Annotated in this window: 12 protein-coding genes, 1 pseudogene and 1 riboswitch; of the genes and pseudogenes, 9 read left to right on the top strand and 4 right to left on the bottom strand. The window is 60.4% G+C overall.

Features of this window, described 5'->3' with window-relative positions; genetic code table 11:
• Positions 1 to 26: 26 nt before the first annotated feature.
• The 4 genes from DMY87_RS21670 to DMY87_RS21655 all read right to left on the bottom strand — a co-directional run bounded on the left by DMY87_RS21670 (position 27) and on the right by DMY87_RS21655 (position 4,357).
• A complete protein-coding gene (locus DMY87_RS21670) occupies positions 27 to 851 on the bottom strand; it encodes a carbohydrate ABC transporter permease (RefSeq protein ID WP_110793724.1) in 825 nt (274 codons plus the stop codon).
• Between the two features lie 22 nt (positions 852 to 873).
• Positions 874 to 1,746 carry a carbohydrate ABC transporter permease gene (locus tag DMY87_RS21665; RefSeq protein WP_110793723.1) on the bottom strand — a complete coding sequence of 291 codons (873 nt, stop codon included), beginning with the start codon at positions 1,744 to 1,746 and terminating at the stop codon, positions 874 to 876.
• 199 nt (positions 1,747 to 1,945) lie between these two features.
• Positions 1,946 to 3,256 (bottom strand): ABC transporter substrate-binding protein, encoded by a 1,311-nt coding sequence (locus tag DMY87_RS21660; RefSeq protein WP_110793722.1) that lies wholly within the window; start codon positions 3,254 to 3,256, stop codon positions 1,946 to 1,948.
• 147 nt (positions 3,257 to 3,403) lie between these two features.
• Positions 3,404 to 4,357, bottom strand: coding sequence for a sugar-binding transcriptional regulator (locus DMY87_RS21655; protein ID WP_110793721.1), 954 nt, complete (start codon positions 4,355 to 4,357; stop codon positions 3,404 to 3,406).
• Between the two features lie 409 nt (positions 4,358 to 4,766).
• Positions 4,767 to 4,998, top strand: a riboswitch (cobalamin riboswitch).
• A gap of 194 nt (positions 4,999 to 5,192) precedes the next feature.
• Between DMY87_RS21655 and DMY87_RS21650 the strand changes: the two genes are divergently transcribed.
• From DMY87_RS21650 to DMY87_RS21610, 9 genes and pseudogenes are all read left to right on the top strand, one after another.
• The gene (locus tag DMY87_RS21650; RefSeq protein WP_165826409.1) at positions 5,193 to 5,987 is read left to right on the top strand and encodes an ABC transporter ATP-binding protein; all 795 of its coding nucleotides are present in this window, start codon (positions 5,193 to 5,195) and stop codon (positions 5,985 to 5,987) included.
• Positions 5,988 to 6,003: 16 nt separating this feature from the next.
• Positions 6,004 to 6,963 (top strand): ABC transporter substrate-binding protein, encoded by a 960-nt coding sequence (locus DMY87_RS21645; protein ID WP_110793720.1) that lies wholly within the window; start codon positions 6,004 to 6,006, stop codon positions 6,961 to 6,963.
• Positions 6,964 to 7,035: 72 nt separating this feature from the next.
• Positions 7,036 to 8,046: a FecCD family ABC transporter permease gene (locus DMY87_RS21640; protein ID WP_110793719.1), complete on the top strand. Its 1,011-nt coding sequence runs from the start codon at positions 7,036 to 7,038 to the stop codon at positions 8,044 to 8,046.
• A 75-nt stretch (positions 8,047 to 8,121) separates the two neighbouring features.
• Positions 8,122 to 8,910, top strand: coding sequence for a DeoR/GlpR family DNA-binding transcription regulator (locus DMY87_RS21635; RefSeq protein ID WP_110793811.1), 789 nt, complete (start codon positions 8,122 to 8,124; stop codon positions 8,908 to 8,910).
• Positions 8,911 to 9,000: 90 nt separating this feature from the next.
• Complete coding sequence (glpD, locus tag DMY87_RS21630; RefSeq protein WP_110793718.1) at positions 9,001 to 10,509, top strand: glycerol-3-phosphate dehydrogenase; 1,509 nt, start codon at positions 9,001 to 9,003, stop codon at positions 10,507 to 10,509.
• Between the two features lie 48 nt (positions 10,510 to 10,557).
• Positions 10,558 to 11,637 (top strand): ABC transporter ATP-binding protein, encoded by a 1,080-nt coding sequence (locus tag DMY87_RS21625; RefSeq protein ID WP_110793717.1) that lies wholly within the window; start codon positions 10,558 to 10,560, stop codon positions 11,635 to 11,637.
• Positions 11,638 to 11,649: 12 nt separating this feature from the next.
• Positions 11,650 to 12,720 carry an ABC transporter ATP-binding protein gene (locus DMY87_RS21620; RefSeq protein WP_110793716.1) on the top strand — a complete coding sequence of 357 codons (1,071 nt, stop codon included), beginning with the start codon at positions 11,650 to 11,652 and terminating at the stop codon, positions 12,718 to 12,720.
• Between the two features lie 2 nt (positions 12,721 to 12,722).
• Positions 12,723 to 13,592 (top strand): carbohydrate ABC transporter permease, encoded by an 870-nt coding sequence (locus DMY87_RS21615; protein ID WP_110793715.1) that lies wholly within the window; start codon positions 12,723 to 12,725, stop codon positions 13,590 to 13,592.
• A 13-nt stretch (positions 13,593 to 13,605) separates the two neighbouring features.
• Positions 13,606 to 13,843: pseudogene (locus DMY87_RS21610) on the top strand (carbohydrate ABC transporter permease); the annotation flags it as partial.

The following is a 13,843-nucleotide window of genomic DNA, read 5'->3' as shown; positions in this document are numbered from 1 at the left end:
TTCGGCTTGTTGGCCCGCTGACCGGTTTATTTCACAGCGCCGAATGTCAGTCCGCGCACGAGCTGCTTCTGGCTGAACCAGCCCATGATCAGGATCGGGGCGATGGCGAGCGTCGAGGCGGCGGAAAGCTTGGCCCAGAACAATCCTTGCGGACTGGAGAACGAGCTGATGAAGGCCGTCAGTGGCGCCGCGTTGGTGGCCGTCAGCCGGATCGTCCAGAAGGCTTCGTTCCAGGCAAGAATGATATTGAGGAGCATCGTCGACGCGATGCCCGGAACGGCCATCGGCGTCAGCACATAGACGATCTCGTTCCACAGCGAGGCTCCGTCCATGCGAGCTGCTTCCAGGATTTCCGAGGGAATTTCACGGAAGTAGGTGTAGAGCATCCACACCACGATCGGCAGATTGATCATCGTCAGCATGACGGTGAGACCGATGCGGCTGTCCAGCAGTCCGAGATTGCGGAAGATCAGGTAAATCGGAAACAGCACGGCAACCGCCGGCATCATCTTGGTGGAAAGCATCCACATCAGGATGTCCTTGGTGCGCTTGCCAGGCGAAAAGGCCATGGACCAGGCGGCTGGAATGGCGATCAGCAGGGCAAGCAGCGTGGAGCCCACCGACAGGATCACCGAATTCATGAAAGGCTTGAAGTAATTGTACTGGCCCTGAACCTCAGCATAACTCTCCAGAGTGCCCGACGGGATCAGATTGAAGCCGGCAATTGCCTCGGTTTCCGATTTGAACGACGTGATGATCGTATAGAGGATCGGAAAGAAGATGATCAGGGCGACGATCCAGGCGGCGACCGTGAAGACTGCCTTGCGTTTCGTGCTGATAGCGCGTGCCATTGACGTGTCCTCTTAGTTCCGCTCAGCGGTCCAGGTTCTTGCCGACTGCGCGCATGGCGAAGAAGGCGACGATATTGGCAAGGATGACGGCGATGATGCCCCCGGCCGATGCCTGGCCGATTTTGAATTCGAGCGAGGCCTTCTGGTAGACGAGGAAGGGCAGGTTGGTGGAGGCGTAGCCGGGTCCGCCATTGGTGGTGACGAGGATCTCCGCATAGACGGCCAAAAGGAAGATCGTCTGGATCAGGATGACCACGGTGATCGCTCGCGACATATGCGGCAGCGTCAGATGCCAGAAGCGGGATAGGAAACCGGCGCCGTCCATTTCGGCTGCTTCCATCTGCTCGTTGTCCAGCGATTGCAGCGCGGTCAGGAGGATCAGGGTCGCAAAGGGCAGCCACTGCCAGGCAACGATGATGATGACCGAAAACAGCGGATACTGGGCAAACCAGTCCACGGGTTGCACGCCGAGAAAGCGGGAAATATCAGCAAAGACCCCGTAGCTTGGATGCATGATCATGTTCTTCCACACGAGTGCCGCCACCGGTGGCATGACGAAGAACGGGGAGATCACCAGGATGCGCACAATGCCCTGGCCGAAGATCGGCTGGTCGAGCAGCAGGGCCAGGAGAATGCCGCCGATGACCGTGATCAGCAGAACGCTGCCCACGATCAGCAGCGTGTTGATGATCGAGGAGAGAAAAGCGGGATTCGAGTAGAACAGCGCGTAATTGGCAAAGCCGACAAAGCCGTCGCGGATCGGGTTCAGCGGGTTGTATTGCTGGAACGAAAACCACAGCGTGAAGCCGAGTGGCACGATCATCCAGATAAACAGCAGCACCACGGACGGTGCCATCATCAGTCTGGCAAGCGTTTGGGTCTGTCGCGTCGCCATGGTTCCCTCCCGATTGATCTGGACCGTTCGGTCTCTTGCTGTTTCTAAACCGTCATGCCGATACGCCTGAAACCGTCGCAAGGCTGCAATCAGCCATGACTTTGCGCATTCCAGACATTGAGAGAGCTGAGCGCCCCTTCCGGGCGGTCGGAGCAGGGCCGGTCTGTCGACGGCGGCCCTGCTCTCATTTTGTAGAAGACTACTTGATGTAGCCGCCTTCGGTCATGGTCGCGGTCGAGGCGTCCTGTGCCTGCTTGAGCGCATCGTCAACGGACATCTGGCCGGCCAGAGCCGCCGAGAAGAGCTGGCCGACGGTCGTGCCAAGGCCCTGGAATTCAGGAATGGCGACGAACTGGACACCGACATAAGGCACCGGCTTGACGGTCGGTTTGGTCGGGTCGGCAGCGTTGATCGAGTCCAGCGTCATCTTCGCAAACGGGGCGGCCTTCTGGTACTCGGGGTTTGCGTAGAGCGAGGAGCGCGTGCCCGGAGGAACGTTGGCCCAGCCTTCCTTGGAAGCGACGAGTTCGAGATAGGCCTTGCTGGTTGCCCAGGAAACGAACTTCTGAGCAGCTTCCGCCTTCTGCGTGCCGGCCGGAACGGCCAGCGACCATGCCCAGAGCCAGTTACCGCGCTTGCCGAGACCGGTGTCGGGGGCGAGCGCGTAAGCGACCTTGTCAGCGACGGTGGAGTCCTTCGGGTTGGACACGAAGGAAGCCGCTACCGTAGCGTCGATCCACATGCCGCACTTGCCCTGCTGGAACAGCGCCAGGTTCTCGTTGAAGCCGTTGGAGGAGGCGCCAACCGGGCCTGCGTCCTTCATCAGATTGACGTAGAAGTCGAGCGTGTTTTTCCATTCGGGCTGGTCGAACTGCGGCTTCCAGTTTTCGTCGAACCAGCGCGCGCCGAACGAGTTGGACATGGCGGTCAGGAACGCCATGTTCTCGCCCCAGCCGGCCTTGCCGCGCAGGCAGATGCCGTTCACGCCGGTGGCGCGGTCGGTCATCTTGCGGGCCGCGTCGGCCACGAAGTCCCAGGTCGGAGCGTCGGGCATCGTCAGCCCGGCCTTTTCCATCAGGTCCTTGCGGTACATGATGAACGAGCTTTCGCCGTAGAACGGGGCTGCATAGAGCTTGCCGTCAACCGTCAGGCCACCGGCAATCGCCGGGATGATGTCGGCGGCATCATAGTCGGCGCCAAGGTTGTCGAGCGGCAGAAGCCAGTTCTGCTTCGCCCAGATCGGAACTTCATAGGTGCCGATCGTCATCACGTCATACTGGCCGCCCTTCGTGGCGATGTCCGTCGTGACGCGCTCGCGCAGGACGTTTTCTTCCAGCGTAACCCACTCGACCTGAATATCGGGGTTCTTGGCGGTGAATTCCGAGGTCAGGCCCTGCATGCGGATCATGTCACCATTGTTCACGGTGGCGATCGTCAGGGTTTCGGCAGAGGCCATGCCGGCAAGCGCCAGCGCCGAGCAGGCGCCCAGCAAAATCGTCTTCAATGTCATGTCTTCCTCCCAGAAGAAAAATGAGCATTCGCTTTGCTCATGGGCAATTACTCAGTTGTGGCGCGCGCAAAGTCAAGCGGGATTCATTGCTGCAGCGCCGCATAAATCGCCCAAGCGTATGAATATGAATGAGAAAAACTTGGACCGTCAGCGCTTCAAAAGCTGCCTGGCCGCTTCTTCGTCGGTGATAAGGCCATTGATATGCCCCCCTCGCACGGCGGCGAGGATGGCGGCATGCTTGCGTTTGCCGCGCGCCATGCCGATGACGGTCGAGTGCTCACGCGAGGGAATATGGAGGCTGGCCACGCGGTCGTTGACGGGGTGGTCGAGCAGATTCCCATCTGCGCCGAAGATCCAGCCGCAGATCTCGCCGACGGCTCCGGCACGCAGCAGATCTTCCATCTCGTCGGGCTTCAGGAAGCCATCGACCAGAAGCGGTGCCGTGATCGCCATGTCGCCGATGCCGACGAAGGTAACGTCCGACTTTTGTCCGAGCGCGATGGTCGGCGCGACGAGTGGTTGCGCATGAAGCAGCGCCTTCTCTTCGGGGGAAGACACGATAACCGGCAAGGGCATCGGAAAATGCGGCGCCTTGATCGCGTCCGCCATCGAGAAAATGACGTTGAAATAGGCGGCCGATCCATCGGGGCTGATGTTCCCTGTCAGCGAGACGATCTTGTGCTGCGGACATTCGATCGGGGACAGTTGGTCGATCATGGCGCGAAGCGTGCGTCCGGTTCCCATGGCGATCACCAGAGGATCCGATTGCTTGAGCCAGCGCTCAAGCTCGGCTGCGCCTGCTTCTGCGACGCCGACTGTTGCCGATTCCGATTCGGGGTCGGAGGGAACGATCTCCACCTGCCGCAACCCGTAACGCTCCTTCAGCGCTTCCGCCAGTTCGAGACAGGCCGCGATCGGATGATCCAGCCGGACTTTGATCAGCCGCTCGGCAATCGAGAGCGACACGAGGCGCTGCGCACTTTGTCGCGAAATTCCCATGAGAGCGGCAATTTCGTCCTGGGTTCGCCCGGAGACATAGTAGAGCCAGCCCGCGCGCGCGGCATCGTCCAGCCTCGTCTGTCCTTCACTCCGCCGCGCCATTCGCTCACGCCTCCCTTTGCGGAACAGTGCTGCCAATTTTGCCGCCTGCTGTCAAATCGGGCCAGGGTTCGGGCAGGGCGCTTGGGAGGGCGTTGGCAGGGGAAAAGATCGCCGCGGCAAGAAAAAGATCCCGCCGGAGCGGGATCGAGGTGGGAGCGCTGACGCTACCGGGGGAGGTTGGGGGAGGAAAGACTGTGACGACTAAACGGCTTGATGTTCCCTTTGTTCCATCGAGATGGAACAAAAATCGGGCATTCGGATAATCCCGAATGCAAAGTGTCGCAGACATTCGGCGGCCAGCTCAGTTTGATGATGCGAAATTCTATCATACTCCCATTGACGTATGTAATGTTATTACATATCAAACACGAACGACGAAGGATCCCGCTTGACCGCCCGGTCAGAGAGGCTCTATTCAGGAGGGGACGGTTCCCCCACCGGATGACTCCGAGGGGATTAATAGGGAACACGGTGCGGAAGACCCAACAGGGACCAAGACCGTGGCTGCCCCCGCAACTGTAAGCGGATTGCCGTCCATTCTCGCGGCGCGAAAGCGTCGGGCCACTGCGAGTGATCGTGGGAAGGCAGATGGACGACAGATATTCGCGAGCCAGGAGACCTGCCGTCAAGTGAATGAGAAACGTAGCGGACGGGGTGTTCCGATGGATACGATCTGGCTTGCAAACCGCGCCTGTGGCGTGCGTTTATCGGTGCCATTTTGCCTCCGGAGAAGTCCTGCGGAGGAAAACTATGCCGGATATCTGCAGCGATGAGCCTTGCGCTCGGCGGGTGACGTGGCGACATTCGACCGCCTTCCAGGTTGGGAGAGCTGTCGATGAGTTGTGACACGAAGGGGATCTCCCTGCGGTCTGTCGGGCTCGGCTGGGGGCCGAAGTCCTCCCATTTTCTGTTGCGTGACGTCACCTTCGCCATCGAAGGCGGTGACCGCCTTGCCATCGTCGGTCCGAATGGTGCCGGCAAGACGACACTTCTGCGTTGCCTTTATCGCGGCGTGGCACCGCTTGAGGGCCGGGTGGAGATCGACGGTCAGGACATGGCCGATCTGACACCCCGCCAGGTCGCGCGCCGGGTCGCTGTTGTCCTGCAGGAAATGCCGGCCGATTTTCCCTTCACCGTTCAGGATGTCGTCCTCATGGGCCGCGTCCCCTGGCGCGAAGGCCTCACCGGCTGGACGGAGCAGGACCGTGAAGAAGCCCGCCATGCGCTTGGGCATCTGGATCTGCTCAGTCTCGCAAGACGGCAATTTTCGACCCTGTCCGGCGGTGAAAAGCAACGTGTTCTCGTGGCGCGCGCGCTCGCCCAGAACCCGGAGATCGTCATTCTCGACGAACCGACCAATCATCTCGATATCCGGCACCAGCTCGAGATCCTGGCTCTGCTGGCCACGCTTCGGCTGACCATCGTCACCAGCCTGCACGACATCAACCTCGCCGCCGATTTTGCCACCCATGTCGCTCTGATGCAGTCGGGTCGGGTGACGGCATTCGGCCATCCGGACGACGTTCTTACCGATCATGCCATCTCCGGCATCTTCGGCGTGCTTGCCTCACGCCAGCGTTTCGCCGGCTCCGCCTCCTCGCAGTTTTCCTTCTCCCTTGCCAGTTCCTGATTTCGAAAGAAGCACCATGATCTCGCCCCGCCTTCTCTCCATCTCCACCCTCCTCGGCGCTGTTCTTGTCGCCTCCGCAGCGGCCGCCTTCCCGGTGACGGTCAAGAGCTGCAACCGTGATGTCACCTTCGACGAGGCGCCGAAGCGTGCTGTCTCCAACGACGTCAATCTCACCGAAATGATGCTCGCCCTGAGGCTGCAGGACCACATGGTCGGTTATACCGGCATCTCCGGCTGGAAAACGCTCGACGCAAGTCTGCGTGAAGGTGTTCAGGAACTGCCAGAGCTTTCGCCGAAATATCCCAGCAAGGAAGTTCTGCTCGAGGCGGATGCCGATTTCTACTTCGCCGGCTGGAACTACGGCATGAAGGTCGGTGGTGAAGTCACCCCCGAGACGCTGAGCCCCTTCGGCATCAAGGTCTATGAGCTGACGGAATCCTGCAGCCACATCATGGCCAAGGCAAAGCCGACCATGGACGACATGTTCGTCGATCTCCTCAACCTCGGCCGCATCTTCGGTGTCGAGGATCGGGCCGAGGCGCTGGTAACAGGCTACAAGAGCGGGCTTGCAAAAATTCAGGAGCGGATCGGCACGATCAAGGAACCGGTCCGCGTTTTCGTCTACGATTCCGGCACTGAAAAGCCATTCACCTCCGGCCGCTTCGGCATTCCGACAGCCATGATCGAAGCCGCCGGTGGCATCAACATCATGGACGATGTCGAAAAGAGCTGGACCGAAGTTTCCTGGGAGCCGGTCATCGACCGCAATCCGCAGGTCATCGTCATCGTCGACTACGGCGATGTCACTGCAGAGCAGAAAATCGCCTTCATGAAGGAAAACCCGGCCTTCAAGAACCTCGACGCGGTCAAGGCCGATCGCTTCGTGGTGCTCGCCTATGTCGAGGCAACGCCGGGACCACGCAATGTCGCGGCAATCGAGCGCCTCGCTGAGGTTTTCCACCCGCGCAACATGTAACCGGGCCGAAAGGCCTTGGCGCATGCGCCAAGGCCGTGACCGGATTGAATCCAGTATAGAAACAGGAACAGAATGCGCGGCAGCAGGATCTTGCTCTGGACCGTAGGCTCGCTTGGTCTGCTGCTCCTCTCAGTCACTCTCGGCGTCTCGCTCGGCTCGGCGCGCATTCCGGTCGGCATGGTCTGGCAGATCCTCGGCCACCATGTGGCGCCCGACCTGTTCGAGCAGACCTGGTCGCCTGGCCGCGACAGCATCGTCTGGGAAGTACGCCTGCCGCGTGTGCTGCTGGCAGCCCTTGTCGGCGCCGGTCTCGCGGTCGTCGGCGCGGTGCTGCAGTCCATCACACGCAATCCGCTCGCTGATCCGCATCTGCTTGGCGTATCCTCAGGCGGCTCACTCGGGGCCATCGTTGCGCTGCTGCATACGGGCCTGATCTTCGGGGCCGTCACAGTTCCCCTGTTCGCTTTTGCCGGGGCGCTGGTCGCGACCATGGCTGTCGTCGCCGTGACCCGGATGACGGGTGCCGCGCCGGATCGACTCGTGCTCTCGGGCGTCGCGGTTGCGTTCATTGCCACCTCACTCGGCAATCTCGCGATCTTCCTCGGCGATCCCCGCGCCGCGCATACCGTGATCTTCTGGATGTTGGGTGGCCTCGGCCTCGCCGAATGGGGCCACCTCGTCTATCCTGCCGCGACCCTGGCTGTCTGCCTTCTCTTCCTCGTCCTGCGCGCCCGTGAAATCAATGCGCTCGCCATGGGCGACGAAACAGCCGCTACCTTGGGGGTCCCGGTCGCCCGCTTCCGGGCCGAACTCTTCGTCGTGACGGCTCTGCTGACCGGGGTGATGGTCGCCTTTTCCGGTGCCATCGGGTTCGTCGGTCTGCTGGTGCCCCATTTCGTCCGGCTGACGGGCGGCAGTGACAATGTCCGTGTCATTCCCCTGTCGGCCCTGGTCGGTGCCATCGCGCTGATCCTCGCGGACGTCGTCTCCCGCACCATCATGGCGCCGGAGGATGTACCGATCGGTGTCATCACGGGGCTTGTCGGCGGACTGTCCTTCATCCTGCTGTTGAGGCGCCGCTGACATTATTTGAGTTTTCAGTTGCCCTTGGTTCGTTTTCACTTAAGTTGAAGAAAAACGAAAGAGTAGGGGATGGAGATGCTGCTTTCGGCCCGACAGACGGAAATTATGGCGCTTGCCAAGGAATACGGGCGCGTGCTCGTCGATGAACTGGCCGCCCGCTTCGCAGTCACACCGCAAACCATCCGCAAGGATCTCAACGATCTGTGCGACGCCCGAGCGCTGAACCGGATCCATGGCGGTGCAGTCTTCCCGACCGGAAATGAAAACGTCAAATACGAAGCGCGCCGATCCATGGCAGCGACGGAAAAGCAGGCGATCGGTCGGGCAGCGGCCGCCCTCATCCCCGACAATTCCTCTCTTTTCATCAACATCGGAACCACCACGGAAGCTGTAGGCGACGCACTTGTGGACCACAAGGAATTGATGGTCATCACCAATAACATCAATGTTGCCAATCGCTTGCGCGTCTTCCCCTCGATCGAGGTGGTCATCGCCGGTGGCGTGGTCCGCGGGTCGGATGGTGGCATCGTCGGCGAAGCAGCCGTTGATTTCATCCGCCAGTTCAAGGTGGATTTCGCCGTGATCGGTGTGTCAGCGATCGACGAGGATGGCGCCTTGCTCGATTTCGATTTCCGGGAAGTGAAAGTTGCACAGGCCATCATCGCCAATGCGCGTCATGTCATCCTCGTCTCGGATGCGTCCAAGTTCGAACGAACGGCGCCGGTGCGAATCGGCCATGTTTCGCAGGTTCAGACCTTTATCACCGACCATTGTCCCTCGGACAGCATCCGCTCCATTTGCGTGGAAAACGATGTCCGAATGATCGAAACCGCCGCAATAGAAGCCACGCCCGATTCACTTTAACTTTCGTTTGACATTCGTTTAAATTTCGATTTAGATATCCATGCTTTCGCTATCGCAGCAAATGCTGCAGTGCGAAAACTGGGAGGAAAGATGTCGGGGCAGCCTATCTACGATCTCTTCGTGATCGGTGGCGGGATCAACGGATGCGGGATCGCGCGCGACGCGGCCGGCCGTGGCTACTCCGTCGCTCTTGCAGAGATGAATGATTTTGCCTCGGGCACCTCATCCGGTGCCACAAAGCTGATCCATGGCGGTCTGCGTTATCTCGAACATTACGAATTCCGTCTCGTACGCGAGGCGCTGATGGAGCGGGAAGTGCTTTGGGCCATGGCGCCGCACGTCATCTGGCCGCTGCGCTTCGTTCTGCCCTTCCAGAAGGGGGGCATCCGCCCGGCTTGGCTGATCCGCCTCGGGCTGTTCCTCTACGATCATCTCGGCGGTCGCAAGCTGTTGCCGGCCACCCGCACGCTTGATTTGCGCCGCGATCCCGCCGGAAAACCCTTGAAGCCGATCTTTTCCAAGGCCTTCGAATATTCCGATGGCTGGGTCGACGACGCCCGCATGGTCGTCTTGAACGCCCGCGACGCCGAAATTCGCGGCGCAACCATCCTCAGCCGCTCGCGTGTCACGTCGGCGAAGCGCGAGAATGGCGTTTGGGTCGTCACCACCCGCAAGCGCGACGGATCGGTATCGACGCATCGCGCCCGCATGCTCGTCAATGCCGCCGGTCCATGGGTCGATCAGGTGCTCGCCGGCGCCTTTGGCCGCAACAATGTTCACAATGTCCGCCTGGTTCAGGGCAGCCACATCATCGTGAAGAAGAAGTTCAACGATGCGCGCGCCTATTTCTTCCAGAATCCGGACAATCGCATCATCTTTGCTATCCCCTATGAGCGTGATTTCACCCTGATCGGGACCACCGACCGCGACTATACCGATGACCCCAAGGATGTTCGCATCAGCCCCGAAGAGGTGAGCTATCTCTGCGGTGCCGCAAGCGAATATTTCCAGGAACCGGTCGTGCCCGGCGATATCGTCTGGAGCTATTCGGCCGTCCGCCCGCTCTTTGACGACGGCGCCTCCAAAGCCCAGGAAGCGACGCGCGATTACGTCTTGAAGGTCGAAGGCAATGAGGGCGAGGCGCCCCTGCTGAACGTCTTCGGCGGTAAGCTGACGACCTATCGTCGATTGGCCGAGCATGCGCTTGAAAAGATCGGTGAGACCATCGGCGTGAAGGGCACGTCCTGGACGGCCGGCAGCCAGTTGCCTGGCGGCGACTTCGGCGTCACCGCCTATGAGGCAACCGTCGAAAAGCTGATCAGGAGTTGCCCGTTCCTGCAGCGTTCGCATGCCGAAAGATTGATTCGCTGCTACGGCACCGACGCCCATGCCATTCTCGCAGGCGCCCGGGCAATCGAGGATCTCGGTCGCCATTTCGGCGGCACGCTCTACGAGGCGGAGGTCCGTTGGCTGATCGAGCGGGAATGGGCGGTCACGGCAGAGGATGTGCTGTGGCGGCGAACCAAGCAGGGACTGTTCCTGACGCCTGAAGAGGCGGAAGGCCTGGACGGTTATATGGGGCTGATGGCTGCGGCCTGAGAGCCATCAACGGAAAAGACCGACGGTTTGGAGGAGGCCCGAGGAAACATGTTGGAACTGCGTAAAGTCTCGAAACAGGTGGGGGTGGATTATCACATTCACCCGACCGATCTGACGTTGCAGCGGGGTACGCTGAACGTTCTGCTCGGCCCCACGCTTTCGGGCAAGACCTCGCTGATGCGGCTGATGGCCGGCCTCGACAAGCCCACCTCCGGCAGCGTCTTCGTTGATGGCGTCGATGTCACCGGGGTGCCGGTGCAGAAGCGTCAGATCGCCATGGTCTACCAGCAGTTCATCAACTATCCCGCCCTCACTGTATACGAGAACATTGCCTCGCCGATGCGCGTCTCGGGAGTCGACCAGGCGACGATCGACCGCGAGGTCCGCAAGGCTGCAGATTTGCTGCGGCTCACGCCCTATCTCGATCGCACGCCGCTCAGCCTCTCCGGCGGTCAGCAGCAGCGTACCGCGCTCGCACGCGCCATCGTCAAGAAGGCCAATCTCGTCCTGCTCGATGAACCGCTCGCCAACCTCGACTACAAGCTGCGTGAGGAACTGCGCGAAGAGCTGCCGAAAATTTTCGCTGAGTCGGGCGCGATTTTCGTCTATGCCACGACGGAACCCTCGGAGGCGCTGCTGCTTGGCGGCAATACCGCAACCCTGAGTGAAGGTCGGGTGACCCAGTTCGGCAGTACCATCTCGGTCTACCGCAAGCCTGCCGATCTCGCCTCAGCCCGCATCTTTGCCGATCCGCCACTGAACACGCTTGACGTCGTCAAGGTCGGCACTCAGTTCCAGCGCGACGGCCGGCCGATATTGCCGGTGCCGGCGCATCTGGGGGCGATCCCGGACGGGCCCGTCACCATTGCCTTCCACCCGCACCATCTCTCCTTGTCTGGCGAGGTCGGCTCTACGGGCCTTGCGGCGCGCACGCTGGTTTCCGAAATCGCCGGCTCCGAGAGCTTCATCCACGTCGAATATGGCAATGCCCGTTGGGTGAGCCTGGAGCATGGCATCCACGACATCGAACCCGACCGGGAGATCGACGTCTATATCGACACCCGACACCTGATGGCCTTCGATGCCGAGGGCCGCGCCCTTGGCGTCGCGCCTGAACTGGCAGCGTGAGGGAGGATAGACATGGCGCGCATCAATCTCGACCACATCCGCCACGCTTACACGCCGGCTGCTCGCGCCGCCGGAGACTATGCCTTGAAGGAGGTCCATCACGAATGGGATGACGGCGGCGCCTATGCGCTTCTCGGCCCGTCGGGTTGCGGCAAGACCACGCTCCTCAACATCATATCGGGTCTGCTGCACCCCTCCGATGGCCGCATTGAATTCGATGGCGTCGACGTCACCAACCTGCCGACCCAGGCACGCAACATCGCCCAGGTCTTCCAGTTCCCGGTCGTCTACGACACGATGAGCGTTTACGACAATCTGGCCTTTCCCTTGCGCAACCGCCATGTGCCGGAAGATCAGGTCCATCGTCGTGTCAACGAGATCCTCGACATGATCGATCTCCAGCCCATGGCCCGCAAGAAGGCGCAAGGCCTGACGGCAGACCAGAAGCAGAAGATCTCGCTCGGCCGTGGTCTCGTCCGTTCGGACGTCAACGCGATCCTCTTCGACGAGCCGCTGACCGTCATCGATCCGCACATGAAATGGCTGCTGCGCTCGCAATTGAAGCGCCTTCACCGCCAGTCCGGTTTCACCATGGTCTATGTCACCCACGACCAGACCGAAGCGCTCACTTTCGCCGATAAGGTCGTCGTCATGTATGATGGCCAGATCGTCCAGATCGGCACGCCGGCCGAACTCTTCGAACGCCCGAGCCATACCTTTGTCGGTTACTTCATCGGTTCGCCCGGCATGAATGTCATGCCGGCCAAAGTCAGCGGTGCGACGGCCACCGTCGGCGATCAGGCGATTGAACTCTCCGGCCCGCCGAAGCTCGGCACTCAGTCGAAAATCGAGCTCGGCATCCGCCCCGAATTCGTCCGCCTCGGGCGCGAAGGTATGCCGGTGACGGTTTCGAAGGTCGAGGATATCGGCCGCCAGAAGATCGTGCGCGCCCGCTTCTGCGACCAGCCGCTGTCGATCGTCATCTCGGAAAATGCCGAGGTCCCGACCGATCCGAAAATCACGTTCGACCCGGCAGGCATCGGCATTTTCGCTGATTCCTGGCGCGTAGGTCTGGAGGGCTGACAATGGAAAAGACCTGGAACAACAGAGCCTGGTTCATGGTCATTCCGGTCCTCCTGCTGGTGGCCTTCTCGGCCGTCATCCCGCTGATGACCGTGGTGAACTATTCGGTGCAGGATACCTTCGGCAACAATGAGTTCTTCTGGGCTGGCACCGACTGGTTCACCGAGATCTTGTCGTCCGATCGCTTCTGGAATGCGCTCGGACGCAACATGATCTTCTCGATGATCATTCTGGCGATCGAAGTGCCACTCGGCATCCTGATCGCACTCAACATGCCGAAAAAGGGCCTGGGCGTTCCGGTCTGCCTCGTGCTGATGGCCTTGCCGCTGCTCATCCCGTGGAATGTCGTCGGCACCATCTGGCAGGTCTTCGGCCGCGTCGATATCGGCCTCCTCGGCTACATGCTGAATGCCATGGGCATTGACTACAACCTGACCCAGGACCCGGTCGACGCCTGGATCACGGTCATCGCCATGGATGTCTGGCACTGGACCAGCCTCGTGGTGCTGCTCTGCTATGCCGGGCTCGTTTCGATCCCGGACGCGTATTATCAGGCAGCGAAGATCGATGGCGCCTCTCGCTGGTCCGTCTTCCGCTACATCCAGCTGCCGAAGATGAAGCGCGTTCTTCTGATCGCCGTGCTGCTCCGCTTCATGGATAGTTTCATGATCTACACCGAGCCCTTCGTCGTCACCGGTGGTGGTCCCGGCAATTCCACCACCTTCCTGTCGATCGATCTGGTCAAGATGGCCGTCGGCCAGTTCGACCTAGGACCGGCAGCCGCCATGTCCATCATCTACTTCCTGATCATCCTGCTGATGTCATGGGTCTTCTACACCGTCATGACCGTCAGCGACGCAAAGAGCCAGTAAGGAGGCGCATTCGATGAGCAATTCCGACGATCGTTCGCGCTTCGGCTTCGTCATCCCGACGGTCTATATCGTCTTCCTGCTCCTGCCGATCTACTGGTTGGTCAACATGAGCTTCAAGACCAATTCGGAAATCACCGGCGCTCTATCGCTCTGGCCGGTCAATCCGACGCTCGCCAACTATGCCGTGATCTTCACCGATCCGTCGTGGTACAAGGGCTACATCAACTCGATCATCTATGTGTGCCTGAACA

The organism is Peteryoungia wuzhouensis (assembly GCF_003205195.1).
In the GTDB taxonomy this organism is placed as follows: domain Bacteria; phylum Pseudomonadota; class Alphaproteobacteria; order Rhizobiales; family Rhizobiaceae; genus Allorhizobium; species Allorhizobium wuzhouense.
The sequence above is the reverse complement of the archived record's forward strand: the minus strand, read 5'-3'. Positions and strand labels throughout refer to the sequence as shown.

Bases quoted from the DNA above. Each gene is read 5' to 3' on its own strand.
- DMY87_RS21635 (WP_110793811.1), top strand. From the start codon at position 8,122: ATGCTGCTTTCGGCCCGACAGACGGAAATTATGGCGCTTGCCAAGGAA.
- DMY87_RS21640 (WP_110793719.1), top strand. From the start codon at position 7,036: ATGCGCGGCAGCAGGATCTTGCTCTGGACCGTAGGCTCGCTTGGTCTG.
- DMY87_RS21615 (WP_110793715.1), top strand. From the start codon at position 12,723: ATGGAAAAGACCTGGAACAACAGAGCCTGGTTCATGGTCATTCCGGTC.
- DMY87_RS21670 (WP_110793724.1), bottom strand. From the start codon at position 851: ATGGCACGCGCTATCAGCACGAAACGCAAGGCAGTCTTCACGGTCGCC.
- DMY87_RS21650 (WP_165826409.1), top strand. From the start codon at position 5,193: ATGAGTTGTGACACGAAGGGGATCTCCCTGCGGTCTGTCGGGCTCGGC.
- DMY87_RS21660 (WP_110793722.1), bottom strand. From the start codon at position 3,256: ATGACATTGAAGACGATTTTGCTGGGCGCCTGCTCGGCGCTGGCGCTT.
- glpD (WP_110793718.1), top strand. From the start codon at position 9,001: ATGTCGGGGCAGCCTATCTACGATCTCTTCGTGATCGGTGGCGGGATC.
- DMY87_RS21645 (WP_110793720.1), top strand. From the start codon at position 6,004: ATGATCTCGCCCCGCCTTCTCTCCATCTCCACCCTCCTCGGCGCTGTT.
- DMY87_RS21620 (WP_110793716.1), top strand. From the start codon at position 11,650: ATGGCGCGCATCAATCTCGACCACATCCGCCACGCTTACACGCCGGCT.
- DMY87_RS21625 (WP_110793717.1), top strand. From the start codon at position 10,558: ATGTTGGAACTGCGTAAAGTCTCGAAACAGGTGGGGGTGGATTATCAC.
- DMY87_RS21655 (WP_110793721.1), bottom strand. From the start codon at position 4,357: ATGGCGCGGCGGAGTGAAGGACAGACGAGGCTGGACGATGCCGCGCGC.
- DMY87_RS21665 (WP_110793723.1), bottom strand. From the start codon at position 1,746: ATGGCGACGCGACAGACCCAAACGCTTGCCAGACTGATGATGGCACCG.